The 25,670-nt window shown below is 59.1% G+C and carries 22 protein-coding genes; 10 read left to right on the top strand and 12 right to left on the bottom strand.

What is annotated here, in order from left to right; all coding sequences use genetic code 11:
* Window positions 1-28: 28 nt before the first annotated feature.
* From K5E37_RS25765 to K5E37_RS25745, 5 genes are read right to left on the bottom strand one after another with little or no spacing between them, the layout of a single operon-like run.
* Window positions 29-847, bottom strand: coding sequence for a class I SAM-dependent methyltransferase (locus K5E37_RS25765; protein ID WP_221535496.1), 819 nt, complete (start codon window positions 845-847; stop codon window positions 29-31).
* Entirely contained in the window at window positions 841-1,995 is a 1,155-nt protein-coding gene (locus K5E37_RS25760; RefSeq protein WP_221535495.1) for an acyltransferase, read from the bottom strand. Before K5E37_RS25760 ends, K5E37_RS25765 begins: the two co-directional genes overlap by 7 nt.
* Window positions 1,992-2,888 (bottom strand): class I SAM-dependent methyltransferase, encoded by an 897-nt coding sequence (locus K5E37_RS25755; RefSeq protein ID WP_221535494.1) that lies wholly within the window; start codon window positions 2,886-2,888, stop codon window positions 1,992-1,994. Before K5E37_RS25755 ends, K5E37_RS25760 begins: the two co-directional genes overlap by 4 nt.
* Window positions 2,885-4,189, bottom strand: coding sequence for a glycosyltransferase (locus K5E37_RS25750; RefSeq protein WP_221535493.1), 1,305 nt, complete (start codon window positions 4,187-4,189; stop codon window positions 2,885-2,887). The genes K5E37_RS25755 and K5E37_RS25750 overlap by 4 nt, the downstream gene beginning before the upstream one ends.
* Window positions 4,183-5,730 (bottom strand): glycosyltransferase family 4 protein, encoded by a 1,548-nt coding sequence (locus K5E37_RS25745; protein ID WP_260404493.1) that lies wholly within the window; start codon window positions 5,728-5,730, stop codon window positions 4,183-4,185. Before K5E37_RS25745 ends, K5E37_RS25750 begins: the two co-directional genes overlap by 7 nt.
* A 426-nt stretch (window positions 5,731-6,156) precedes the next feature.
* On the opposite strand from K5E37_RS25745, the gene K5E37_RS25740 reads away from it, so the two are divergent.
* From K5E37_RS25740 to K5E37_RS25705, 8 genes are read left to right on the top strand one after another with little or no spacing between them, the layout of a single operon-like run.
* Window positions 6,157-7,071, top strand: a complete 915-nt coding sequence (locus K5E37_RS25740) for a GDP-mannose 4,6-dehydratase (RefSeq protein WP_221535491.1) — start codon at window positions 6,157-6,159, stop codon at window positions 7,069-7,071.
* Window positions 7,068-8,039, top strand: a complete 972-nt coding sequence (gene gmd, locus K5E37_RS25735) for a GDP-mannose 4,6-dehydratase (RefSeq protein WP_007954189.1) — start codon at window positions 7,068-7,070, stop codon at window positions 8,037-8,039. Before K5E37_RS25740 ends, gmd begins: the two co-directional genes overlap by 4 nt.
* A gap of 3 nt (window positions 8,040-8,042) precedes the next feature.
* Complete coding sequence (locus K5E37_RS25730; protein WP_085606293.1) at window positions 8,043-9,485, top strand: mannose-1-phosphate guanylyltransferase/mannose-6-phosphate isomerase; 1,443 nt, start codon at window positions 8,043-8,045, stop codon at window positions 9,483-9,485.
* A complete protein-coding gene (locus K5E37_RS25725; RefSeq protein ID WP_085606296.1) occupies window positions 9,486-10,283 on the top strand; it encodes an ABC transporter permease in 798 nt (265 codons plus the stop codon).
* A complete protein-coding gene (locus K5E37_RS25720) occupies window positions 10,283-11,533 on the top strand; it encodes an ABC transporter ATP-binding protein (RefSeq protein WP_221535490.1) in 1,251 nt (416 codons plus the stop codon). The genes K5E37_RS25725 and K5E37_RS25720 overlap by 1 nt, the downstream gene beginning before the upstream one ends.
* Window positions 11,530-12,897 (top strand): glycosyltransferase family 1 protein, encoded by a 1,368-nt coding sequence (locus K5E37_RS25715; protein ID WP_221535489.1) that lies wholly within the window; start codon window positions 11,530-11,532, stop codon window positions 12,895-12,897. The genes K5E37_RS25720 and K5E37_RS25715 overlap by 4 nt, the downstream gene beginning before the upstream one ends.
* Window positions 12,881-14,011 (top strand): glycosyltransferase family 1 protein, encoded by a 1,131-nt coding sequence (locus tag K5E37_RS25710; RefSeq protein ID WP_221535488.1) that lies wholly within the window; start codon window positions 12,881-12,883, stop codon window positions 14,009-14,011. The genes K5E37_RS25715 and K5E37_RS25710 overlap by 17 nt, the downstream gene beginning before the upstream one ends.
* A complete protein-coding gene (locus K5E37_RS25705) occupies window positions 14,012-15,142 on the top strand; it encodes a glycosyltransferase family 4 protein (RefSeq protein ID WP_221535487.1) in 1,131 nt (376 codons plus the stop codon).
* Window positions 15,143-15,146: 4 nt separating this feature from the next.
* On the opposite strand, the gene K5E37_RS25700 is transcribed toward K5E37_RS25705, so the two are convergent.
* The 3 genes from K5E37_RS25700 to K5E37_RS25690 form a co-directional block, all read right to left on the bottom strand.
* Window positions 15,147-17,177: a pyridoxamine 5'-phosphate oxidase family protein gene (locus K5E37_RS25700; protein ID WP_221535486.1), complete on the bottom strand. Its 2,031-nt coding sequence runs from the start codon at window positions 17,175-17,177 to the stop codon at window positions 15,147-15,149.
* Window positions 17,178-17,222: 45 nt separating this feature from the next.
* Window positions 17,223-17,849, bottom strand: a complete 627-nt coding sequence (locus K5E37_RS25695; protein ID WP_221535485.1) for a glutathione S-transferase family protein — start codon at window positions 17,847-17,849, stop codon at window positions 17,223-17,225.
* Between the two features lie 104 nt (window positions 17,850-17,953).
* A complete protein-coding gene (locus K5E37_RS25690; RefSeq protein ID WP_221535484.1) occupies window positions 17,954-18,880 on the bottom strand; it encodes a LysR family transcriptional regulator in 927 nt (308 codons plus the stop codon).
* Between the two features lie 488 nt (window positions 18,881-19,368).
* On the opposite strand from K5E37_RS25690, the gene K5E37_RS25685 reads away from it, so the two are divergent.
* Window positions 19,369-20,226, top strand: coding sequence for a hypothetical protein (locus K5E37_RS25685; protein ID WP_221535483.1), 858 nt, complete (start codon window positions 19,369-19,371; stop codon window positions 20,224-20,226).
* 278 nt (window positions 20,227-20,504) lie between these two features.
* Here K5E37_RS25685 and K5E37_RS25680 read toward each other — a convergent pair whose 3' ends face one another.
* The 3 genes from K5E37_RS25680 to K5E37_RS25670 form a co-directional block, all read right to left on the bottom strand.
* Entirely contained in the window at window positions 20,505-21,185 is a 681-nt protein-coding gene (locus tag K5E37_RS25680) for a HEPN domain-containing protein (RefSeq protein ID WP_221535482.1), read from the bottom strand.
* Window positions 21,186-21,401: 216 nt separating this feature from the next.
* Window positions 21,402-22,838: a UvrD-helicase domain-containing protein gene (locus tag K5E37_RS25675; protein WP_221535481.1), complete on the bottom strand. Its 1,437-nt coding sequence runs from the start codon at window positions 22,836-22,838 to the stop codon at window positions 21,402-21,404.
* Window positions 22,831-24,537 (bottom strand): ATP-dependent endonuclease, encoded by a 1,707-nt coding sequence (locus K5E37_RS25670; RefSeq protein WP_221535480.1) that lies wholly within the window; start codon window positions 24,535-24,537, stop codon window positions 22,831-22,833. Before K5E37_RS25670 ends, K5E37_RS25675 begins: the two co-directional genes overlap by 8 nt.
* A 182-nt stretch (window positions 24,538-24,719) precedes the next feature.
* Between K5E37_RS25670 and K5E37_RS25665 the strand changes: the two genes are divergently transcribed.
* Window positions 24,720-25,346 carry a hypothetical protein gene (locus K5E37_RS25665; RefSeq protein ID WP_221535479.1) on the top strand — a complete coding sequence of 209 codons (627 nt, stop codon included), beginning with the start codon at window positions 24,720-24,722 and terminating at the stop codon, window positions 25,344-25,346.
* Window positions 25,347-25,412: 66 nt separating this feature from the next.
* Here the strand turns inward: K5E37_RS25665 and K5E37_RS25660 are convergent.
* Window positions 25,413-25,670: hypothetical protein (locus tag K5E37_RS25660; protein ID WP_221535478.1), on the bottom strand; the 258-nt coding region annotated here is incomplete at its 5' end.

Below are 25,670 nucleotides of genomic sequence, written 5' to 3'. Positions count from 1 at the left end.
ATCAGGCTGCAAGGTTACACAAAAGCGCTCAGGGCTTGCGGGCAATGATGACCTGACTTTTCGCCACCACCGCATCCAGCGCCTGCTTGATCTGCGCGCCGCGCGGCGAGTCGAGCACCGCTTGCCAGGTATCGGCCCAATGGTTGAGCAGCGGATGATCCGGGTTGCTGAATTCGACCTTGGCTTCCCAGAACAACATCATCCACATCGACCAGTAAAAGCCGTACTGGCTATGGCTGATGATCTCGAGTCCCGCCTCGCTGACCATCGCCTTGAACTGCTCTTCGCTGATGATGCGAATGTGGTTGGGCTTCTGGAAATACTCCGGCGCGGCGATGTCCTTTTGCAGGTCTTCGGAGCTGGGGTGCGGCACACTTAGCAAATACAGCGCGCCCGACTGGCCGACACGCACCAGTTCGGCAAGGAACTGCGCCGGATCGTCGACGTGCTCGATGACTTCAGTGGACACCACGCGAGTGGCGGTGCCATCGGCGATCGGCAGCGGATTGCAGTCGGTCACATGGCATTCGACGCCACGCGCCGGCGTATCGCTCAAGCGCTGGCGAGTCGCTTCGACCTTGGCGCCGTCGATGTCGGCAATGATGATCTTCGCCCCGCGCATGCCGCAGAAATGCACGTTGCCACCGTCGCCGCAGCCAACGTCGAGCAAGGTGTCATCAGCGGTCACCGGGAAGCCTTTGAACAGCTCACCGGTTTCCTGGTTGAACCAGCCGCTGAGCATCGCGTCGTGCAGGCCGAGCATGTAAGGGTCCACCTTGTCGGCGACCGATGCGACAGCTTGTGCGGGGGCCGGAGCCGCCGTGAGTTTTTTCAGAAGGCTCAGCATGAGGTGGCTCCAGAGGACGAGACGACGGTTCGCGAGGTGGCGAGGCGTTTCACCAGCGTGGCGCCTCGATTGCGCATGGGCATTTCGATCAAGCGGTAATTGAGTTCGCTGAGCAGCACGATCAGGCCACCGGCTATCAGCAGCGTCACGATCGGATGCCCGGCCGGGCTCGGCAGACCGGCGCCCTGCAAACGGAAGGTCAGTTCCCGCACCAGTTGATAGGCCGGGATGTGGATCAGGTAAATGCCGTAGGAGCGGCTGCCGATCCATGCCATCAGTCGTTGCAGGCCCCCGGCCGGCAGCAGGTAATTGCGGTCGTACGAAGCAATCCACACCAGTACGGCGCTGAGCACGGCGATAGACCCGATGCGGTAACCGGCAAAAGTGAAACGGTCGGTGGCCATGAAACTCAGCAGCGCTCCGAGGCCGACCAGCGCGAACACTCCGGCCCATGGCCGCCGCAGAAATACCGGCTCCCAGCGGCGATAACCGGGCTGCACGCTCCACATCGCCAACAGCACGCCCAGCGCCAGCGCATCGGTACGAATCACCATCAGCAGCGGCGTGCGCACGGTGAACAATTGCACCGCCACCAGCGCCAGCAATGCCCACACCAGATGCTTGCGGCACAGCATGATCAATAGCGGGAACAACAGGTAGAACTGCTCCTCCAGCGCCAGGCTCCAGTAGACGAAGCTACTGCCGTATTCGTAATGAAAGAACGCATCGGCAAAGCGGAAATTGGCGTACTGCAGCACCCCGGCCAGGGTGGCCTGGACGTTGGCGGACCACGTGCCGAACGCGCCTGATCGATTCAGAAACACGCACGCCAGCAGCATCAGCGCCAGCCACAGCCAGGCCGACGGCAGAAGACGAAACGCCCGGCGCAGCCAGAAATTGCGCGTCTGCTCCCAGTACTCCTGGCGATTGCTGCAGCCGCGCAGCGCCGGGATCAGGCTGCGGGCGATGACAAACCCGGAAATCGCAAAAAACAGGTCGACGCCCCACCACGGCTGCGCCCAGGCATGAACCCTTTTAAGCAGCGGCACCGGGTCGGTGAACAGGCTGCCCTGCAAGTGATGAAACAGCACGCCGAGTACCGCGACAGCGCGCAGGACTTCGATGTCCATGATCCGCTTGCCGCTCATGACACACGTCCTGCATCGAGCGGTTTGCGGGCGATGATCACCTGACTCTTGGGCATGAAACGGTCGAGCATCTGTTTGATCGCCAAGCCATCGGGCTGCGCCAGCAAGTCCTGCCAGGTTCTGGCCCAACTCTCCATCAATGGTGGATACGGCGCCTGGATCCGGTCGCGCACGGCCCCGCCGAGGTCACGTCCGCCAGCCCGTTCGCTGGCCCAGAAAAAGATCATGCCCATGACCCAGAAAAAGCCCGTGGCCTGACGATGCTCGATCACTAGGCCGGCATCCTCCACCAGTGCCGCGAAGCGTTCCGGGGTGAAGATCTGCACATGGTTGGGTGACTGGTAATAACCCGCCGGGGCAATGCCCTGCTGCAAATGCTCGCCCACCGGCGCCGGCACACTGAGCAGGTACAGCGCACCGGGACGGCCCATGCGCACCAGCTCGGCCATGAACGGCTCGGGCTGATCGATGTGCTCCAGCACTTCCATGCACACGACCTTGCTCGCACAGCCGTCGCTCAGCGGCAGTGGCAGACTGTTGCTGACCAGACCGAGGCTGGCCTTGCGGCTCTGCGCTTCGACTTGCCGGGCAAGATCGCGCACCTTGTCGTGTTCGCTGTCGGTGAAGATCACCGAGGCGCCCTGGCGCACGGCAAACAATGTCGCTACGCCCTCACCGCAACCCACGTCGAGCAGGGTGTCGTCCGCGTCAATGGCAAAGCCCTTGAGCAACTCGCCACTGTCGCCGTGAAACCAGCCGTCGAGCATGGCGTCGTGCAGGCCGACGTCCCGCGGCGACACGCCGGCAGCCAGCGGTTCAGGCGCAGCAACCGGCAAAGAGACCGGCACCGATCGCGCCACCGGACGCAAGCGCCTCAGCAATGCGCGGATCATGTGCCCGTGGCTTCCGTTGCAGCGACAGCACGACATTCCTGCACTTGAGCGAGGAAATCACGCAAACGTTGCTCGGCCACCGCCTGACTGCAGAACGCCTGGAGACTGGCAACGGCTTGCGCCGACATTTGCGCATAACGCCCGGGATCGTTCTTCGCCACTGCATAGCTGTCGCGATAGGCCACACAGACCGACGCCCAATTAGTCATGTAGCGCAATGTGCGGAACGCCTTGCGCGGGTCGTGAGGCCAGGCGGTAAGTTCATCGGTGGACTCGACCTGGAACGCGTTGTCGGTGTTCAGGTAATCGATCATCGCCGTGGTGCGCGGCGCCACGGCCGGTTTGCCGCAGGACATGAACTCCATCAGCGGCAGGCACTGACCCTCACCGTAGGAAGTGTTCACCACGTAACGGGTGGCCTGCACCAGACGCTCGTAGTCCGCGTCCGCGAGGTAGCCATAAATCAGCACGATGCGGCAGCGGTAGGACTGGTTTTTGTACAGGTGATGAAGAATGTCGCCGAGCGCTTCTTCGGCATCGTGGTGCGTGAGCTTGAGCACCAGCGTCGCGTCTTCGACGTCGCGGAATGTCACGCAGAAAGCGCTGAGCATGTCTTCCCAGTTCTTGCGCCCGTCACCGGGATTGAACACCGATGTGTAGACGACACCGTCCAGCAGCAGCTCCTGCTCGCGCACCGGTGCCTGGAAATCGATGCCCTCGCCACGGCGCAGGTGTTTCGGACCGAACGCTTCGAGATCGAGCTGACGACTGTCAGCGACCAGCCCCTTGATCGTCAGGCGCACCGGACCTGTCGAGGGCTGCCCCTGAAGCTGCACGCCCCGGGCCGCGAAGCGATCCCACACCGGCGCGGGCACCGCGACAATCGGGTAATCGGCGCCCATGGCTTCGCGCACGGCGTTGACCGTGTAGGTGGAATGGGTGATCGCCGCGCCGCAGGCCCGGAGCACTGTGCGCCAGTCATTGCGCGGCTCGTTGTCGAAGGGTTCGTTGGGGATGGTGCTGAATTCCCAGGCGAACACCGGCAACGTCGGGCATGCCAGGTGGATCGGCGTGCGGTGCGGCGGCGAGAACGACAGGAACACGCAGGGCTCGCCACGGGACAGGCATTCCAGATACAACGCATCGACTTCGCGCGCCGGATCGACGACTTCCACCACACGCCCAAGACGTTCGAGCACCGGCCGGTACTCCTTGAGCACGAAGTAATAGCTGTACTCCGAACGCCCCAGGTTCTGCGCGATGGTGTGCTGGTTGGTTTCCGAATGAATGATGATCAGCATGAGGCGTTGTCCGTCACGGGGGCGGCATCGGCAGCCAGCGGCACGAGGCCGAAAAAGTCCGCCATGCGCCGCTGCACCGGAGCGAACGCGCAGTAGTCGTGCATGCGTTCGACAGCGGCGGCAGACATGCGCGCGTATTCCTGCGGCTGTGCCTTGGCCATCCGGTAGCTGTGCTCATAGGCGCTTTTGAGCGAAGCCCAGTCCGGCCGATAGCGCAGGGTGCGGTAGAGGATGCGGATGTCCTGGGGCCAGATCGTCAGCTCTTCGCTGGATTGCACGACGAAAGCCACCGTGTCGTCGATGTAATCTTCCATGGCCGTGTGGTCCGGGGCGATCACCGGTTTGCCGCTGGACATGAACTCCATCAATGGCAGGCACAGGCCTTCGCAGCGTGAGGCGTTTACGTAGAAACTCGCAGCCTGGTAGAGCCGCGCGTATTGCGCATCGTCCAGATAACCGTGCATCACCAGCACCCGGCAGGCGAACGGTGTCAGTTGCGCGAGCAGGGTCATCAGTTCGCTGTAGTAGGACGCCAGATCGTTCTGGGTAATCTTCAGCACCAGCGTCGCGTCAGGCGTTTCGCGAAAGGCCCAGCAGAACGCGGTGATCAGGTGGTGCCAGTTCTTGCGCCCGTCTTTGGGGTTGAACACGGTGACGTAGATCACGCCTTCCACCGCGGTCTCGACCACAGAAGAGGTGTCCGGCAGATCCAGCGGGGGTGGCTCGACCACCGCCACCGCATGCGGAGCGGCGATGGCCGGGAAACGTTTTTCAAGCCAGGCGTGTGCGCTGTCCGACAGCAGATCCTGCACACCTTCCCAGTACCAGTGGTGCAGGAATTTCACCCGTTCTTCACCCGCGCCCAGCAACCACAGACGCAGATAATGGCGGGCAATGACCAGGCGTCGTTTGACCGTCAGCGGTGGCGGGCGCAGTGCCTCGATTTCAGCCAGTTGTTCGGCGGTCAGCGGTTTGGGCAGCAAATCGTCGGCAGACAGTCCCAGCGTTCGGCTGTCGAAAATGCAGCCCTTGATCGCCAGGGTCGCGCCTGGATTGATCGGCGCACTGACGTGCTGATCACGAATGGCGGCGAAGTTTTCCCACAAGGGCGTCGGCAGCACGAGTAGCGGAAAGTCCTCGCCCATGGCGCGGTGAATCGCGCGGGCGGTGTGGCTCGAGAGCGTGATGACCCGTCCCTGTCGTGCGAGCATCTGCGTCCAGTCGTGGCGCGGATCATCGTCCCACGACTCGTCGGGGATCGAATCGAACTCCCATGCGATCACGCAGATCGTCGGGCATTCAAGGTCGGTCGGCGTATTTTGCGGCGGCGTGAATGACAGGAAAACGCTGCTTTCACCAGCACCGAGCAGGGCTCGATAGAGTGGATCGACTTCGGCGCGGCTGGATACCACATGCACCCGACCCAGGCTTTCCAGCACCGGGCGATAGGCCTTGAGCACGAAGTAGTAGCTGTATTCGGGACGCCCGAGACTCTGGCTGATGGAGCGGTCGTTGACGTCCGAGTAGAGAATGAAATTCATGGCATCCCACGGTGAAACCGCCATCCCGGCAACTTCACGCTATGACGGCCGGGCGTCGGATCGAACCGGTACCAGCGGTGTTCGTCCTGCGTCATCGGGCACGTCTCTGTTCTTGTTTTAATGTTCGGTTTGACCCTGTCGCACGATCCTTGCGAAATGCCGCCGGGGATCGCGACGAGGGGCATTCTAAACACATCCGCCGAGGATTCGGGAACCGCCCGGCGAGAAAAACCCGACTACTCTGACGAGAACTGACCAGTCACGGTTTGGCCGGTTGAAATTGCTGCGCAATTGGCACAGATTGGCAACCAAACAACTACAACAACGGCTTCACCCGTCGTTCTGCCGGATTTTTCTCTCGGTCTGACAGACATTCCCTTAAAGCCTGTGGGAAGTGGTGAAAGTTAAAGACCAAGGGGTCGCTGTTTGAAAAAAAGTCTGTTCATCACGGGTCTCAGTGGATTCGTGGGACAACACATCCAGTCACGTCTGCAAGGGGAAGACGCGTCGTGGGAGCTGCTGCCTGCCGCCTCACCCTACGACCTGACAAAACCGGACAGCCTCATCGACCTGTGGCCTCAGCTGCCCGATGCGGTCATTCACCTGGCTGGCCAGACCTTCGTTCCCGAAGCCTTTCGCGATCCGGCACGCACCTTCGATATCAATCTGCATGGCACCTTGAACCTGTTGCAGGCACTCAAGGCCCGGGGCTTCAAGGGTACGTTCCTGTATGTCAGCTCGGGCGACGTCTACGGCCAGGTTGAAGAACCCGCACTGCCGATCACCGAACAACAACCACCCTGCCCGCGCAATCCTTATGCAGTGAGCAAACTGTCGGCCGAATTTCTCAGCCTGCAATGGGGGTTGAGCGAAGGCTGGCCGGTGCTGGTGGCGCGCCCGTTCAACCACATCGGCACCGGGCAGAAAGAAAGCTTCGTCATCGCCAGCGCCGCGCGACAGATCAACCGCATCAAACAAGGCCTGCAAGCGCCGCAACTGGAAGTCGGTGACATCGATGTCACCCGCGATTTCCTAGATGTCGGCGACGTGGTTTCGGCCTACTTCGCGTTGCTGGAAAAAGGCACGCCAGGACAGGTCTACAACATTTGCTCAGGTCGTGAGCAAAGCATCCGCAGCCTCATCGAACAGATGGGCGACCTGGCCGAGGTCGAGCTGCAACTGGTTCAGGACCCGGCGCGCATGCGCCGCGCAGATCAGCGTCGCGTTTGTGGCAGCCATCAACGGCTGGCCCGAACCACAGGATGGACGCCGAAAATCACTACACAACAATCCCTGCGGGCGATCCTGTCCGACTGGGAGACGCGAGTACGACAAGAATGACAAAAAGTGCATTGATCACAGGGATCACCGGCCAGGACGGCGCCTATCTGGCCAGACTGTTGCTCGACAAGGGTTACAAGGTTCACGGCCTGGTGGCACGACGCAGCAGCGACTCGCGATGGCGTCTGCGCGAGATGGGCGTTGAAGCCGACATCGTTTACCTGGACGGCGACATGGCCGACGCCTGCTCGGTGCAGCGCGCGGTGATCAAGTCGGCACCGGACGAGGTGTATAACCTGGCGGCCCAAAGCTTCGTCGCGGCCTCCTGGGACCAACCGGTGACCACCGGCATCGTCGATGGCCTGGGCGTGACTCACCTGCTCGAAGCGATCCGTCAGTTCAGCCCGCACACACGCTTCTATCAGGCATCCACCAGCGAAATGTTCGGCCTGATCCAGGCCGAGCAGCAGGACGAGAACACCCCGTTCTACCCGCGCAGCCCTTACGGCGTGGCCAAGCTCTATGGCCACTGGATCACCGTCAACTACCGCGAAAGCTTCAACCTGCACGCCAGCAGCGGCATTCTGTTCAACCATGAATCGCCACTGCGCGGCATCGAATTCGTGACCCGCAAGGTCACCGATGCGGCAGCCCGGATCAAGCAGGGCAAACAGCAGGAGCTGGCCCTGGGCAACATCGACGCCAAGCGCGACTGGGGCTTCGCTGGCGATTACGTCGAGGCCATGTGGCTGATGCTGCAACAGGACAAGCCTGACGATTTCGTGGTCGCCACCGGCGTCACCACCACCGTGCGCGAGATGTGCCGCATCGCCTTCGATCATGTCGGTCTCAACTACCGCGACTACGTGAAGATCGATCCGGCGTTCTTCCGCCCGGCTGAAGTCGAAGTGCTGCTCGGCAACCCGGCCAAGGCCCAGCGCGTGCTCGGCTGGAAACCCAAGACCGACCTCGACACCCTGATCCGCATGATGATGGATGCGGACATGAAACGCGTCGCCAAGGAGTAGGCCATGCTGATCCCCGTGATTCTGTCCGGCGGTGCCGGCACCCGTTTGTGGCCGGTGTCCCGCGAGGGCCATCCCAAGCCGTTCATGACCCTGCCCGACGGCCAGTCGCTGCTGGGCAAGACCTACCGCCGCGCCGCCGCGCTGCTGGACGGCTGGGGCGACATCGTCACGGTGACCAATCGCGAGTACTACTTCCAGAGCAAGGATCACTATCAGGCCGCGCGCCTGTCCCGGCATCGCGGGCACTTCCTGCTCGAGCCCACCGGACGCAACACCGCGCCGGCCATCGCGGCGGCAGCACTGTCGCTGCAAGCCCTGCACGGTGATGCGGCAATCATGGTGGTGATGCCCGCCGACCATTTGATCGTCAATGAAGACGCGCTCAAGAGTGCAGTCGAGCACGCGGTCAACCTGGCGAAGGACGGTTATCTGGTGACCTTCGGCGTAGTGCCGACTACCCCGGAAACCGGCTTCGGCTACATAGAAACAGGAGCGCCGCTGGATGCCAGAGGCGCGGCCAAAGTGCAGCGTTTTGTGGAAAAACCCGATCTCCAAACCGCCACCCATTACCTGGAAAGCGGCAACTTCCTGTGGAACTCGGGGATGTTCTGCTTCACCACCGCGACCCTGATCGCCGAGCTGGAGCTGCACGCCTCCGAGCTGCTGGAGCAGACCCGCGCCTGCATGGCCGCCAGCGAACCGCTGGAAACCACGGGTTATCTGCAACAGGAACTGTCGCCGCAGCTATTCGCCGAGATCACCGACATTTCCATCGACTACGCCTTGATGGAGCGTTCGGAGAAAGTCGTGGTGGTGCCCGCCGGTTTCGACTGGAGCGACATCGGTTCGTGGGGCGCGGTCGCCGCGCTGGTGCCGGCCGACGCGGATAACAACCGTGCGAGCGGCGAAGCGATCTTCATCGACAGCCGCAATAACTTCGTTCAAAGCGAAGGCCGGCTGGTGGCCGCTGTGGGTGTGGAAGACCTGATCGTCATCGACACCGCCGACGCTGTGCTGGTGGCCCATGCCGACCGTGCGCAGGATGTGCGGCGGGTGGCCAAGCAGCTCAAGGACAAATCCCACGAGGCCTATCGCCTGCATCGTACGGTCAGCCGTCCGTGGGGCACCTACACCGTGCTCGAGGAAGGCCCGCGCTTCAAGATCAAACGCATCGTGGTCAAACCCGGCGGCAAGCTGTCGTTGCAGATGCACCATCACCGCAATGAGCACTGGGTGGTGGTCGAAGGCATGGCCAAGGTCACCAACAACGGCAGCGGCACGACCCTGGTGGCGAAAAACGAATCAACGTTCATCGCCGCCGGTCACAAGCATCGTCTGGAGAACCCCGGCGTGATCGACCTGGTGATCATCGAAGTGCAAAGTGGCGAATACCTGGGAGAGGACGACATCGTCCGCTTCGAAGACCAATATGGCAGGACGGTGTGAATGCTGCTTTCCCTGTACCGCTCGCTGCACGACTACCGGGGTTTCATCCTCGGTAGCGTCAAGCGGGAGTTTCAAGCGCGGTATCGCAATTCGCTGTTCGGCGCGCTGTGGACGGTACTCAACCCGCTGTCGATGATCATCGTGTATACGGTGATCTTTTCCCACATCATGCGCGCCCGTCTGCCCGGCGTGGACGACGGCATGGCCTACAGCGTCTACCTGTGTGCCGGGCTGCTGACCTGGGGCCTGTTCTCGGAAATCACCCTGCGCAGCCAGAACATGTTTCTGGAAAACGCCAACCTGCTGAAGAAAATCAGCTTCCCGCGCCTGTGTCTGCCGGTGATCGTGCTGCTCAATGCCGGCATCAACTTCGCGATCATCATCGGCCTGTTCCTCGGTTTTCTGTTGATCACCGGACGCTGGCCGGGCATGGCTCTGTTGGCACTGGCGCCACTGCTGGCGCTGCAAGTGCTGTTCTGCGCCGGGCTGGGAATGATCCTCGGCGTGCTTAACGTGTTCTTTCGCGATGTCGGGCAATTGTTCGCCATCTGCCTGCAATTCTGGTTCTGGCTGACGCCGATCGTGTACCCGCTGAGCATCCTGCCCGAGTGGGTGCAGCGCCTGCTGCAGCTCAATCCGCTGACCAACCTGATCGGCAGTTACCAGAACCTGTTTCTCTACGGTCAGTGGCCGGTGTGGAGTTCGCTGGTGCCGATCTTCGTGATCGGCCTGCTGTTGTGCGCGGTCGGCCTGCGCCTGTTCCGCCGCCGGGTCGGCGAAATGGTGGATGAACTCTGATGGGGCACATACGCGTCACCGGCCTGGGCAAGGCCTACAAGCAGTACCCCACTCGCTGGAGCCGTCTGGCCGAATGGCTGATTCCGTTTTCGCCCATGCGTCATCGCCAGCACTGGGTGCTGCAGGACGTGAATTTCGAAATCGCCCCCGGTGAAGCGGTGGGCATTGTCGGGGTCAACGGCGCCGGCAAAAGCACCCTGCTGAAAATGATCACCGGCACCACTCAACCCACCTGCGGCCAGATCCAGCTCGAGGGCCGGGTCGCGGCGCTGCTGGAACTGGGCATGGGTTTTCACCCGGACTTCACCGGTCGACAGAATGCGGTGATGGCCGGGCAACTGCTGGGCATGCAGGTCGAAGACATCGAAGCACTGATGCCCGACATCGAACGCTTTGCGGAAATCGGCGAGGCCATCGATCACCCGGTGCGCACCTATTCCAGCGGCATGCAGATGCGCCTGGCCTTCAGCGTTGCCACCGCGCGCCGCCCCGACATCCTGATCGTCGACGAAGCGCTGTCGGTGGGCGACGCCTACTTTCAGCACAAGAGCTTCGACCGCATCCGCAGCTTCCGCAAGGCCGGCACCACACTGTTGATCGTGTCCCACGACCGTTCGGCGATCCAGTCGATCTGCGACTCGGCGATCCTGCTCGAAGGCGGCCACATGGTCATGCACGACAAGCCCGAAGCGGTCATGGATTACTACAACGCGCTGCTCGCCGAACGCGAAGGCCAGACCGTGCGCCAGGAACTGCTCGATGGCGGCCAGGTGCGCACCGTGTCCGGCACCGGCGAGGCCGGGATCCTCAGCGTGCGCCTGCTCGATGAACGCGAACGTTCGATCGAAGCCGCCGAAGTCGGTCAGCCGGTCACACTCGAAGTTGAAGTGGAGATTCGCCAGGACATCGAACGGCTGGTGCTCGGCTTCATGATCAAGGATCGCCTGGGCCAGGCCATGTACGGCATCAACACCCACCGCCAGAATCAGGCGCTGGAAGACCTGCGTGCGGGCGAGCGCATCACCTATCGCTTCGTGTTCGTCATGGGCCTGGGCAAGGGCAACTATTCAATCGCCCTGAGCCTGTCGCGGCTGGATTCGCACCTGGACCGCAACTTCGAATGGCGTGACTACGGCCTGGTGTTCCACGTGATCAATAACCGTCGGGAAGATTTCGTCGGCTGTTCCTGGCTGGGCGCCAGCACCTCGATCACCCGCCATGCGGACAGCCTCGCGGAGCGTGCGCCATGACCCGCCTGTTGGTCGAATGCACCCACGTGTTCAAACACCCGAAGGTCAATTCGGGGATCCAGCGGGTGGTGCGCAATGTCATCAAACAGTTGCCGCCGAGCGCCGAAGGCGTCGAATGCGTACCGGTGGTTCTGCTCAAGGGCCAGCTATACCGTGTGAAGCGTCTGGCGCCGCTGGATTCGCCGCTGTTCAATGCCATCGTCACGTTTGGCGAACGCCTGGAACGGCTGGCCCATCGCTTCTGGCAACTGCATCAGCGGCTCGACTCCCGTTGCCGCACAAAACTGGCAAGACGCCTGTTGTACGTCGGCTATCGGCTGACCTCGTTCGGTGCATTCGGAGTACCGTTGCGGCTGGTCGGGCAGGTCAATCGCTATCAATTGCCTCAACGCTGCGAACCGCTGCAACACCAGCCGGGCGATCAACTGGTGCTGCTGGATTCGTCCTGGCATTCGGACTTTTTCCTGCGTGCCGAGCGCCTCAAACAGGAAGGTGTGGGCATCGTTGCGGTGATCTACGACCTGATTCCCCTGTCCCACCCGCAGTTCTACGACACGCGGCTGTTCGAGGTGTACAGCGAGTGGTTCGACTGGATCGCCCGTAATGCCGACGGTTTCATGGCGATTTCCGCCACGGTGCGCGATCAGGTGCGTGCAGAACTGCAACGTCGTCTAGGATCGGCCCAGGCTGACAAACGCTGGTTCGACTACTTTCACCTCGGTTCGGAGCTGGATCTGCAGAGCCTCGAAGCCGCCGTCGAACCGCGTCTGGAGCGGCTGTTCGCCACGCCGGAGCCGGTGTTCCTGATGGTCAGTACCATCGAGCCGCGCAAGAACCACGACTACTTGCTGGATGCCTTCGACCTTGCCTGGGCCAACGGCTCGACAGCCCGGTTGTGCATTGCCGGCCGCATCGGCTGGAAGTGCGACGCGCTGCTGGCCCGGATCCGCCATCATCCCGAGCTGAACCGACGCCTGTTCATGTTCAACGACTTGAGCGACACCAGCCTCGAACACGCCTACGCCCATGCCAGCGCACTGGTGTTTCCGTCGTTCGTCGAAGGTTTCGGCCTGCCGCTGGTGGAAGCCATGCAGCGCGGGTTGCCGGCGATGGGCAGCGACATCCCGGTGTTCCGCGAGATTGGCGGTGAATTCATGGCGTATTTCGATCTGCAATCGCCGCAAAGTCTCGCCGAGCTGGTGCAGACCTTTGAGCGCAACGGTCGATTCCCCGCCGCCCGCGATGTCAGCGACTGGCAATGGATCGGCTGGCGTGAAGCCAGCGCGCAACTGGCCGAGCGTACCGCGCGCCATGTGCTGGAGGCGCCTCAAGTGCCAGCGAGGCAACATGCGCATAGCCCTTAACGCCCGAATCCTCCAGGCGCCGCGCACCGGCATTGGCCATTACGTGGCCGAACTGGTGAATGCCTTGCACGCTGAAACCGATATCGAGATGGCGCTGTTCCATGGCTGGGGCTGGAGCTCGCAACTGCCGGAAGCGGCGATGCCCGGTTATTCGCGCCTGACGCCATTGCTGCGGCAGATCCCCGGCGCCTATCAGGCGCGCCGCTGGCTGGAGCAGAAACGCTTCGATCAGGGCCCTGCGCAACCGGTCGATCTGTATCACGAACCGAGCCTGTGGCCGCTGGCCTTCGATGGCCCGACCGTGATCACCCTGCACGATCTCACGCACCTGCATTTCCCCGAGACCCAGCCACCGGCACGGCTGCGGGAAATCGAGCGGCGGCTCGCCGACGGCGTACGCCAGGCGCGGATCATTCTGACCGACTCGCAAGCCATCGCTGACGAGGCCCGGGAGTATTTCGGACTGCCTGCCGAGCGCTTCGTGGTCGCGCCGCTGGGTGTCGCCGAGCGTTTCCATCCGCGCGAGCCGCAGGACATCGATGCGGTGCTCAAGGCCCATGCGGTCGAGTTCCGGGAGTATTTCCTCTGCGTCGGCACTCTGGAGCCGCGCAAGAACCTGAACCTGGCCCTGCGCGCCCACGCGCTGTTGCCAGACCTGGTGCGCCAGCGTTTCCCGCTGTTGATCGTCGGCATGGCCGGCTGGCAGCGCGACCAGTTCAGTGAAGAATTGCAGCAAGCGCTGGCTTGCGGGCACGTGTGCCTGCTCGGCTACTTGCCCGATGAGCAAGTCGCGCAATTGCTGGCCGGCGCCAGGGCGCTGATTTTTCCGTCGCTGTATGAAGGTTTCGGCCTGCCGGTGCTGGAAGCGATGGCCAGCGGCACACCGGTGGTACTCACCCGCTCTTCGGCCATGCCGGAAGTGGCGGGGGACGCCGGCAACTATATTGAAGCTGACGATGCAGACGGCTTGCGTGATGCGATGAGCCGACTGATCGATGATCGAGCGCACTGGCAGGCATGCCGGGAAGCCGGATTGCAGCAGGCACGGCTTTTTTCCTGGAAGCGTTGCGCGCAGGCCACGGCCGGCGCCTACCACCAGGCCATGGGAGGTTGAATGCGAGTTCTGCATTTTTTCAAAACGTACCTGCCTGACTCGGTCGGCGGTATCGAGCAAGTCATCTTTCAACTCTGCGAGAGTGGCGCCCAGCACGGCATCGACGGCCAGGTGCTGACTCTCAGCGCCAATCCCGAACCAGCCGTGGTACGCCTCGGCCAGCACGAAGTGCATCGGGCCAGACTGGATATCCAGTTCGCCTCCACGGGTTTTTCCTGGAGCGTGTTCAAGCAGTTTCGCGAACTGGCCGCCGAAGCCGACGTGATCAACTATCACTTCCCTTGGCCATTCATGGATCTGGTGCACTTCGCCAGCGGCGTGAACAAACCGACGGTGGTGACGTACCACTCGGACATCATTCGCCAGAAGCACCTGCTCAAACTCTATCGCCCGCTGATGAACCGCTTCCTCGCCAGTGCCGACCGGATTGTCGCGGCTTCGCCGAACTACCTGCACACCAGCGATGTATTGCAGCAATTCCAGGACAAGACCCGCGTCATCCCGTATGGCTTGAACAAGGCCGGTTATCCACAGCCCGACGTCGAGCGCATGAACCGCTGGCGCCAGCAGCTTGGGGATAAGTTTTTCCTGTTTGTCGGGGTGATGCGCTATTACAAAGGCCTGCACATCCTGCTCGATGCATTGAAGGATGTGGACTACCCGGTGGTGATCGTCGGTGCCGGCCCATTGGAACAGGAACTGCACGCCCAGGCCGCCGCGCTGGGCCTGCGCAACATTCACTTCCTCGGCCGTTTGAGCGATGAAGACAAGGTCGCCCTGCTGCAACTGAGCTACGCGATCGTCTTCCCGTCGCACCTGCGCTCGGAAGCGTTCGGCATTTCGCTGCTGGAAGGCGCGATGTACGGCAAACCGATGATCTCCAGCGAGATCGGCACCGGCACCAGCTACATCAATATCCACAACGAGACGGGGCTGGTGGTGCCACCGAGTCATCCACAGGCGTTTCGTGAAGCCATGCGGACCCTGTGGGAAAATCCGGCCCGCGCCGCCGAAATGGGCCTCAAGGCTGAAGCCCGCTATCGGCAGTTATTCACAGCCGATGAAATGGGTCGCAAGTGGACCGAGTTGTATCAGGATCTGCTGGAGGAAAAGGCGTTGTCCTACGCCTGATCCCTTACAGATCCAGCACCAGCGGCTGGGCACTCTGCGCCGGCACCGCGCAGCAGATCAGCACTTGCCCTTCCTCCGGCACTTCCGCCGGAGGCTGTGGATAATTCACCGCGCCGCTAATCAGCCGCGTCTTGCAGGTGCCGCACGAACCACCGCGGCAACTGAATTCCGGGCGCAGGCCGCGACTTTCCGCCAGCTCCAGCAAACTGCCGCCATCGGGCTGCCAGCGCGCTTCCTTGGCCGAACGCTCGAACAGCACCGGCACCGACGTGGTCGCGGCGGGCAATTGCTCGATCACGATCGCATCCGGATCGGGCTGGCGCTTGAGGGTCGAAGGGCCGAAGGTTTCCGCGTGTATTTGCCCGTCCCGCACATCCAGTTCACGCAAAGTGTCGTAGATGCCCTGGGTAAAACCGCCGGGACCACAGAGCACGAAGTCGACCTGATCAAAGTCCTCGTCGGTCAGCAGATTGCGCAATAGATCGCCATCAATACGGCCGCGAATGTCGTAATCCTCGCCTTGCACCAGATCGTCCTCTGGCTGGCTGAGCACTCGCAACACCTTCACGGCGTCACCGGCATCCTCCAGCAACCGATCCAGCTCCGCGCGAAACGGCTGGTCGGCAAGGCTGCGGGAACTCTGAACAAACAATGTCGGACGAATCCGCCGAGTCCGCAGACCTTGGTACACCACCTCACGCAACATCGACAGCAACGGCGTGATGCCGACCCCGGCGGCGAGCAGCACCAATGGCTTGCGCTCCAGCGCAGCCACGGTGAAATGCCCCTGTGGAGAACGAGCCTCCAGCACATCGCCGACGCGAATCTGTTCATGAAGGTGCGTCGACACCCGCCCTTCGCGTTTCACGCTGATCCGGAAGAAATCATCCGAAGGCGCGCCCGACAGGCTGTAAGTGCGGATGTGCATCTCGCCATCGAGGTTGAACCGCAGCGGCAGGTGCTGCCCGGCCAGAAACACCGGCAGCCCCGCGCCATCGTCCGGCTCCAGATAAATCGAGCGGATGTGGCGGCTTTCTTTTTCAATCCGTGTCACGCGCATCGGACGCCAGGCATCGCCCAGCGCTTGCGCCTGCAACCGCGCATCGGCCTGGGCCCAGGTGCCGGTCAGCAGGCTGGTGGGCGACATACCGTCGAAGCGCCAACGCAGAGCCAGCGCCGCCGGACGTCGAACCAGTTTCTCCACTTCAAATGTCCACAACCGCTCGGCGCCCTGAAAGGCTTCGATCTGCGGCGCTTCGAGAATGACCTCGGTACGGCCGCTGAGCTGCAACACGTCGCCTGTGGAAAAGTCGATGAACAGCAACCCGGCCAAGGGATTGAGCAGCAGGTTGCCTAGGGTATTGAAGTGCAGATTGCCGGCAAAATCAGGGATTGTCAGGCGATTGCCTTCGATCCGCACAAAACCTGGCTGACCGCCGCGGTGGGAAACATCGACTGAACGCTCACCTTCGACATCAACGTAACTGGCGACGAAGAAAGTGTCGGCGCTCTCGATCATCGCTATGGCGGCGTCATCGAGGCTGTCACGGTGTTCGGCCTTGCGGGTCTGCGGATCCGTCAGTGGCACCCGCTGAAACTGGCGCAGCTGAATGTACTGTGGGCAGTTACCGAACGACTGATCCACCGTCAGCGCAAAACCGTCCGCATCAAGGCTGACAATATGGCCATTGAGCCGATTGCGCCGGCGAGTATGCAGCTCGATGCCAAGCAATCCGATCGCGGCACCGGCCTGCAACTGCGCCGGATCATCGGCAGCCGGAAGGCTTGCGAACTGCAATTGCGTCGGCTCGGGAGAGTGGGCGAACCCCGGTTCGCCCTCCAGCAGGCTGGCCCAGGGACGGCCCTCGGCATCCACCGCGCCGTACAGCATGAAGGGCAGTTGCTGATAGAACTGACGGTGCTGATCCGGCATCCAGGTGCGAATCACCTTACGACCGAATTCCGCCATGCGTTCGGCAACGCCGACATGGGCCTGCAACTGTTGCTCGCCAGCGTGCCACGGTGAACGTTCCATCTCGGCCTCTCCCCTGCACCGTCGGCGCAGTGTGGATGATCAAAGTCAGGCGGTGGTTTGCAGACCGGCGACGGTGCGCGGCATGCCGACAAAACCGGGCAACGCTTCGATACGCGCCAGCCAGGCGCGAACGTTAGCGTAGTCGTCCAGCGACACATTGCCTTCCGGCGCATGGGCGATGTAACTGTAGGCCGAGACATCGGCGATGGTGGGCTCAGTGCCGGTCAGGTACGGGGTTTTGCCCAGTTCCACATCCATCACCTTGAGAAAGTTGTGCGCACGGGTGATGACTTCTTCGGCGTTGAACTTCGCCCCGAACACCGTGATCAAGCGTGCGGCGGCGGGCCCGAAAGCAATCGGCCCGGCAGCCGCCGACAACCAGCGCTGCACGTGCGCTGCGCCAACCGGATCGGTCGGCAACCAGCGACCGTTGCCGTATTTCTGAGCCAGGTAGACGAGAATTGCATTGGAGTCGGCCAGCACCACGCCGTTGTCATCGATGGCCGGCACTTGCCCGAAGCTGTTGATGGCCAGGTAACCGGGCTGTTTGTGCTCGCCTTTGGCGAGATCGACAAACACCAGCTCGGTCGGCAATTGCAGCAGGGACAGCATCAGTTCGACGCGATGGGCGTGGCCGGAACGCGGGAAGTTGTAGAGTTTGATCGCTTGCATGGTCGACTCCGCTGAACGAATGCGCCGTTCAGGATGGACGGCGGCCGTGGCAGCCATCTTCCACCTATCGCGAAAACAACAGAATCACCAGCAAACGCAATCCATTATTTCATTGGATGAAATAAAGCCGCATTTTTCAACGCTGGGTGTTCACGCAATGCGTTCACCATGAAGTCGACAAAACTGCGGACCCGAGCCGGTGCCTTGCGCCCGCCCTGATACACCACGTGGATCGGCAGCGCAGGCAGTTCGAATTCGGCAAGGACGATTTCCAGCTCGCCGCAAGCCACCTTGCTGGCCACCTGATAAGACAGCACCCGGGTCAGCCCCAGGCCCAGCGACGCCGCCGTGATCGCAGCCTGATTGGCCGTGACCACCAGACGCGGCTCCGGTTTTACGCCAATCAGTTCACCGTGTTCCATGAATGGCCAACTGCGCTGCTGGCCGATGGCCGATGTCGCCACCACCGGCGCCCCGGCCAAGGCCTGTGGGTGAGTTGGCCGGCCATGGACCGCAAAGAATTCCGGCGAGCCGCAAATCACCCGTCGTACCTCACCGACCCGGATCGCATGCTGATTGCTGTCCGGCAACTCGCCGATACGCACCGCGACGTCGATGCCCTCCTCGACCATGTTCACCACCCGGTCGAGCAACAGGGCATTGATGGAAACGTCCGGGTATTGCGTCAGATAACGCGCCATCACCGGCGTGACGAATTGTTCACCGAATAAAACCGGCGCCGTCACCGTCAACTGCCCACGGGGCTGGGTATGACTGCCGGCAGCGGAATCCTCCGCTTCCTGCACCTCGGCGAGAATTCTCCGACAATCTTCCAGATAACGCAGACCCGCTTCGCTCAAATGCACACTGCGGGTGGTACGGATCAACAACTGCGTGCCGATCCGCTGCTCCAGCGCCGCCACCGCCCTGGTCACGCTCGCCGCCGACAGACCCAGACGCCGCGCAGCAGCGGAAAAGCCCTGTTCCTGGGCGACGATGGCGAAAACCTGCATTTCCTGAAAGCGATCCATGGTGCCCTCGATCCGGATAACAAAATCGCAGCCGAAGCTGCGATTTTATTGGGGGTGGATTTTGAGAATTAAAGCTGTCGCGGGCATGCCCGTATTTAGGCGCCCTCATCCAGTTACGAAGGAAACGCAAAACTGTCGCAACCTCCCAAAATACCGGTCAGGACTTACATTTTAGAGAATTAAAACTGTCGCAGCCAGAAACGACGCGGCTTTGACATATATTCTCAGAATAATTCTGACACTGAGATGAAAATGCCGAGCGCACCGACGAGCTTGCCATTCAACCGTTATAGCGTGGAATCTGGTATCGGATAGCCGATAGCGTCCTAGTTTTGAGGTTGGTTCTGAGATTGCGGATCAAGACGAAATTAGCGATAAGCGCTCAGCCTTGCCTCGAATCGCGTGTAAGCTCCGCATCGGCGCCAATATCCTGAGGGTTTGCCGATCGATAACGTTGCGAATAATCATATGAAATTGAGGGAGATTTCATGTTCCAGACAGATCGCCGAGCTAGCCCTGAGATCCAACTATCATGGGAGGAAATAGCCCAACTCCCTACGAAAGTACGAGAAATTTGCTTACGGCACGGTGTAGGAATCAGAAATCAAACGGATCTTGCAGCATATTTGGAAATCTGCGAAAAAGTCACAGCTGAAAAAAATTCGGCAGAACCTTTCGACCCCAAACTTTGCCAAGCTCAGCGGGTTCTTTCCGCCATCGTCGCCTGTGGGGATGAGAGTGAGCTCAAGGAACCACTCAGCCGAATGGCATCCAATACCTTGGATCCGACGTCAAAGACACCATCGCCGGGGAAGGATGCGCTGTTCGAATTGGAAACTCTTCAGTACGCGCGTCATCGGAGACTCGGAGCACGTCTGGGTGAGCCTGACGTCGTCATTGAAGCTCCATTTGGTGACTACTTTGTAGCATGTAAAACAATCAACTCTCCTGAAAATTTTGAAAAACAATTGAGCCGCGGCTGCCGGCAATTAGACCGACTGGGCTCTGGGTGCGTGGCTTTTAATTTTGAACCCCAGATATCAGCGAAAGAGCCTATCGTTGTCGATACAAGTCGAAAACTGCAGCTTCATCTTGATGCGCAGTTAATTGATTTGTATGAAAAACATCGTCGACACATTGATAAACGCCTTGAGGATGACCGCTTGGATGGCGTCATGCTCCAGATTTCCTGTTACGCAAACATTCGTGAAAGTACTTCCGCATTAGACGTATTCACCCACACAGTGTTCTATTCTCGTACGAATCTTCAGCAAACCGAGGCCCATGAGCGCTTTGAAGGGTTCAAGCAATCCATGCAGGGTCCCTTATGCTCCTTCAGGTCATAGGGTGTCGCATCACGCCGCAGAATGATCTGCATTGCGCTATCAGGTTTGAAACCACGTCCGACATTCCAACAGAGTCGGCCGAGTTCAGTCTTTCCCGCCTGTATTAACGCTTAGCTTGAAGCGCAGTTGCTTGCTCCGGCGGGCTGCGGTGGCAGTTTTTTGCCATCACCGTAGTGGTGCTTTCAAAAACGGCGCCGGCTAGCATCCGCCGGACCGTATAACATATCGACAAGGGGATGAAGCAAGAATCCCACCTGCGCTGAGCCTAGAATGGTTCATCAATCTGAGTGCTGTATTGGCGACCAAGGGTAAGTACCAGTTACCCGGGCGAGATGATCTCCCACAGCGAACTCAGTATGGAAAGCGATACTGATAACGTGCATCAAATAGTTGAATCCATCCCCCTTGCCCACAGGCTTACCATGCCGTAAGCGATGGGCGATATCGCCGCGCATAGTAATGAACTTATCCAGCTTCTCGGCTGCTTTTTTGGGGGAGACGCCTTTCCAATGCCAGTTATTGCTGAGGGTCGGGATACCTAACAGCTGATCAAAAAGATTATTCACTGGCTCGGTTTTGGGGGTATTGAAATTGCCGACCCATTTCTCCAGCACTGACGCTTTATGCGAAGCTAAGACTTGTTTCCACCCCAAGTCTGCTACCTCCCACACTCGGTTTGGATCTTTCTGATTCAAAACCGCCGCTGCAATATGATTTTTGATTTTTTGGGGGATATGGCTGGAGTCAGACGCATGGGTAATCAGGTAGTCAAACGCTTCCTGAGCCAAATCTTCTATGAAGCTTTCCCAGATAGCCGTCACGAACACGATAACGGAACGGTTCAGTACCTCAACACCATGCTTACGCCCTCTACCCTCACCAGCATAATCCTCGTGAATAACCCATAGCTGCTCGATATCTTCCTGATTCTCTACAAACAGCTTTAACGCTTGCGACATCTTCGTCTCGCTCCCCTCAAAATCTGAGCATACCGCATGCCCTAGGCTTTGAAGCCACCTTGCAGGTTACCTTGTGGGTTTTTTCAAAATTTAGCTGATGTCGTCACTTACGGTGGGTTCTATCCCGCTCCCGGAGTACTCCGCCATGCGTTTGGCTTCTGCCCTTTCCTCGAGGTGTTTGCGCTCCTCACAATCCATCTCCTCGCGACGACTAGCTCATACGACCCGCTCTACTGGCACATGCCGGCCATTGCCGATAATCGTCAGAGACTTGGATCCGCGAGTCATCGCAACATACAGATGCTTGGCATCGAGAGAATCCGCATCCAGGATCACCGCATGATCGAATTCAAGACCTTTAACCAACAAGGTGGTGCCGATGAGTTTGCGGTGAGAGATGGGGCGTCCCGTATGCCTCATATCGCGTTGGTAGATCTTGCCCACCTCTATCAGGGTCAACCCTTCACTCTCGCTATGCATTTTGAGTACGTGGAGCAGGCGAAACAACAAGTCACGGCGATAAGCACCCGTCTCCGGGTTTGCTTTAAGCTCTAGGAAGAATGCTATCAGGTGACTGCTTGTAGGATCTGCGAGGTAATCATTTGCGGCCAAAAGCAGGCCTGGATATTTGGTAGTTTTCCGGAGGATCGCAGACTCTCCGCGACTGGTACCGGCCGTCACTACGCTGCCAACACCAGTGAAACACTTTTTCGCAAACGTCAGCGCAAGTAGCAACCCCTTCTGGGCGGTCTTCGCCGCGGCCAATTGCTTGAGGAATGCATGAAGCACTTTTCCCTCAATTTCCTCAATAGACGAGAACCGGCCCGCCATTCCTTGGGCCAAATTGTGCGTCATATTCTTGGATCGTGGGTCTCCACCGTGGAGCGCGATGACGCTTTCATTGTGACCTAACGAGCTCCAAAGTGCAGAGCGCTGCTTTTTTTCAAGATCTTCAGGTTCGGTGCGGTACCGAATCACGCAGGGCGGTTTCCTCCCTAAAAGATCGATCTGCCGACCTGCCTGAATACTGGTACGGACGTCCTTCAGCCAAGCGCCCAACGCTGGATTATCAGCCCAGCGCCATGGTGTCTCTAGCTGGCCTAGACACTCAAATTTGGGATAGACGCTGCGCTCCCAATCCACCGGCTTGGCGTCGTCGAAATCATAAATAGCCTGCATTGGATCGCCCAAGAGCCGACAGGGCAAGATATCTGCCAAAGCACATATCAACGAGTGCTGCAAATCAGAGCAATCCTGATACTCGTCGACATAAATACCCGCGTATGAAGCTGATATGGCATGCCGGATGAACGCCTTCGCGAGCAGGGCGGAGCAGCGCTCATAAAGCTGGTTCCACTGTTCATCTGTCGGGTTGTCTACATTCCATCCTGAAGTCTTCGGATAAGCCAAGCACAGACGCAGAGACCAGCTCGCAATGGTATCGACCTGGTATTTTGAAGTCGGTACGCCGAGCGAAGTCATCTTCGCTCTGATCGAATTTACGCCGGCGAAGGTGTGAGTCAAAACCAGCTGCTTACCGTTAGAAACCCGCGCTGCCAAAGCAATAAGATGCGTCTTTCCGTAGCCTGCTGGGGCGATTACATACCCTTTGGTCTTGCAGTCGTTGAGCTTGACGGCTAATTCTTCAGACATGCTCGACCCACTTCCAAAGCTTTGTTAGCTGAATGGATAGGTCCGTTTTAGCGAATTCAGCGTCCTCAAACGCAGGTTTAATCGTTTTAAACCATAAGTCACCACGTGTGATGTCTTTGAACCAGTTCGATTTTTTGGCCGCAATACCAATGGCCTTTCGCAGCTCAGGACTGTCTTCCCAGTGGCCAAGCTCCTTTTCCAAGTTACCTTCGAACTTATTGAGTACTTGATCCCTCACTGAGTAATTCAGCGTATCCCGTGCTAGATAGAGGCTACTCAAGACGAATTCCCACGGCACATCTTGAAAAGCACGCTCCTCCAATGACAGCTTGTCACTCCACATGAAGACTGGAATCTCCAACTCCCTAAGCTCACGCGCATCAGCCTCGGAAAATTGGTCGTCCGCATCTCCATCGGCGAGTGCAGACACATTGTAGTGAAGTGCCTTAAACGCCTTGGCGATCGGTTTCACCTTTGACCCACCGATGACGTCCAGCAGTGCCACTCCATGGTATGACAGTGGATCTTTCTTATTCTCGACCTGGTAATCATCGAATCCCCGGAGGAAGCCAACCTCTGTTGCGCCTTCACACACGATGACCTTCTTGGCGAGGAATGCGTCGGAGCTTGAACGTACTTTTCCCTGTAGTTCATGCTGTTCAAGCCCTTTTTTTGCTGCTGGGATAACCTGAGTTAAGCCGCCTTCACGGTGCACGACGTAGAGCTCATTGATGGTCAGCTCACGCAATACTGTCGGCGAGTGGGTCGTGAGGAAATATTGGCCCCGTTTGTCTTCCCTGATGTGCTTGATCAGCCGTGTAATCCGGTGAGGCTCCAGGCCGAGCTCCACCTCGTCGAACAGGGTGATATGGCCTTCATCCAGTCCCATCTTCTGAATACCGCACAGAAGCATGCGCCTGGATCCTAGCCCCAACTGGCGCAGCGGAATTTCACCGTCATGCAGGACTAATCCACCAGCTTTCAAATTTATGGAGGCAAGATCGAGGTGCGCCTTGTAGGCATCGACTACGGGAACCCCAAGGAGCTTGGCGACTTCCTGAGATTTCAACGCCGCAGCATCGAAATTTTTTAGCGTCTCCTCCCGCTTCGCATCTAATGACGATCGCGCAGTTCTTGAGGCATCTGCCAGCAGTTCATTCAGGCTCTGTGCCGCGGTCAGCTTTGACAAGGCAGTACCCGTAGCCCATGAAAGCTGCCTTTCACTGAATGTGCCGATCAAGCCGACGCTGACTTTGTTCCGGTCGGCTTGCTTGAAGGGAACTCCCTCCGGTTGTCGGTCGCATACGACAACCCATTGGGGTTCGAGATCTTTGCCAACAGTGAAACGCACGGTGAGCACGTTTTCGAGATGGTCATCTGGCTCATCGTTGATCTGAAACGCGTCGATGTCCCAGCCTCGGAGGTAATGCCCATACTTAGCGAGAGAACAAAAATCGTCTACAAGCTCGCCGATCGTTGCTTCGATTGTGATGGAGTTTTCAATGTTGCCGTTATGGAAGTCGGCGTCGCTGAGCGTGAGATTCCACTGGGGATAGAACGTATACCGAATGGCATCCAATATGGTCGATTTAGACGAGTCTCCCTTTCCAATAAGACAGAAGATGTGAGCCTTCGGGAGGTTCCACTCCAGCTTGCTGACGCCACGGAAGTTCCTGATTTCCAGCTTTCTAATTTTCACCAGACTGTGACTCCTTCACATTCGCGCAATTGGAAGAGCAGCTTCAAAGCGTGGGTGCGACGCAGCCTCGCTGATGCTCCTAGGCATTTCCAGAACCTGTGCCATCGTCGCTCGCGGCAATGACGGCACGGAGGCATAATGCTGGCCACCTAAGATAAGCACGAAACTGTTGAAGGAACTACATGGGCAGCATTAAGGATGGATTTGATGATGCAGGCTTTCTGGGAAAGCTAGCCAAAAAGATTACGCTCGTGGCCTCGAAACGCGCACTGACTAGGGTGCTGCTCATGGCCACCGTGGGAATTGTCATCTTAGGTAGCTACCTTGGATACCTTACCTACCTGCTAGGTGAGTACCGGAAAAGCTCCAACGAACATAACGCTAAGTACGGTTTCATGCTTGCCGAAAACCAAGACAAGCGAACGATTGATTACCTTGAGCTTTGCATCGATGCATCAAAAAATAATGATGCGAGCCGCAATTACTATTGCGGCACGGCAGTGGAGCTTTATAAGACAACGTTCAAGATGATGCCCAGCGACACAGATGTGAACATAGAGAAAGAGGCGTTCGGCGGAATGAAGGCCGACATCGCAGCCAGAATTCGTTTCATGGCTCTACAGCGCACGATGGGGCAAAGCGCAGACATAGATGGCGTGTTAGGTTTTCTGCTGAGCATTACAGGAATCACGATTGCCATGATCGTAGCTGTCATCTGCATGCTCACCACGATTGTCTGGACTTGGCGAATTTCTCGAGCACAGCTCATCGACCAGCAAAACACCAACCCGCCCCCTACGCCAACGTAGGACCCCTTGCGCTCTGCCTATAGGTCGATATCGGCGAATCGAGCTTTGACGCCGGGGCGAGAAGTATCACTCAGAGATTCGTATGGCTCCGGCAGAATATCGTTGCTTCAGCATTCGATCGATTTCGGCTACGTATTTCTCAGGAGACATGCCGCAAGGCTTATTTCGAAGCTGGTGCACGGCGAGCACCGTTTCCGCGCGAATTTTTTGATTGCTGGTCAACTGGATAACCATTTCCAGGTTGGCGGGATTAAGGAATTCGTCGATCAGCTTCGTCTGGGACTGTATATCTCTCTCGATGACTGTGAGCTCATTCAGTCGGTT

Source organism: Pseudomonas sp. RIT778 (assembly GCF_019718735.1).
GTDB lineage: Bacteria > Pseudomonadota > Gammaproteobacteria > Pseudomonadales > Pseudomonadaceae > Aquipseudomonas > Aquipseudomonas aphyarum.
The sequence above is the reverse complement of the archived record's forward strand: the minus strand, read 5'-3'. Positions and strand labels throughout refer to the sequence as shown.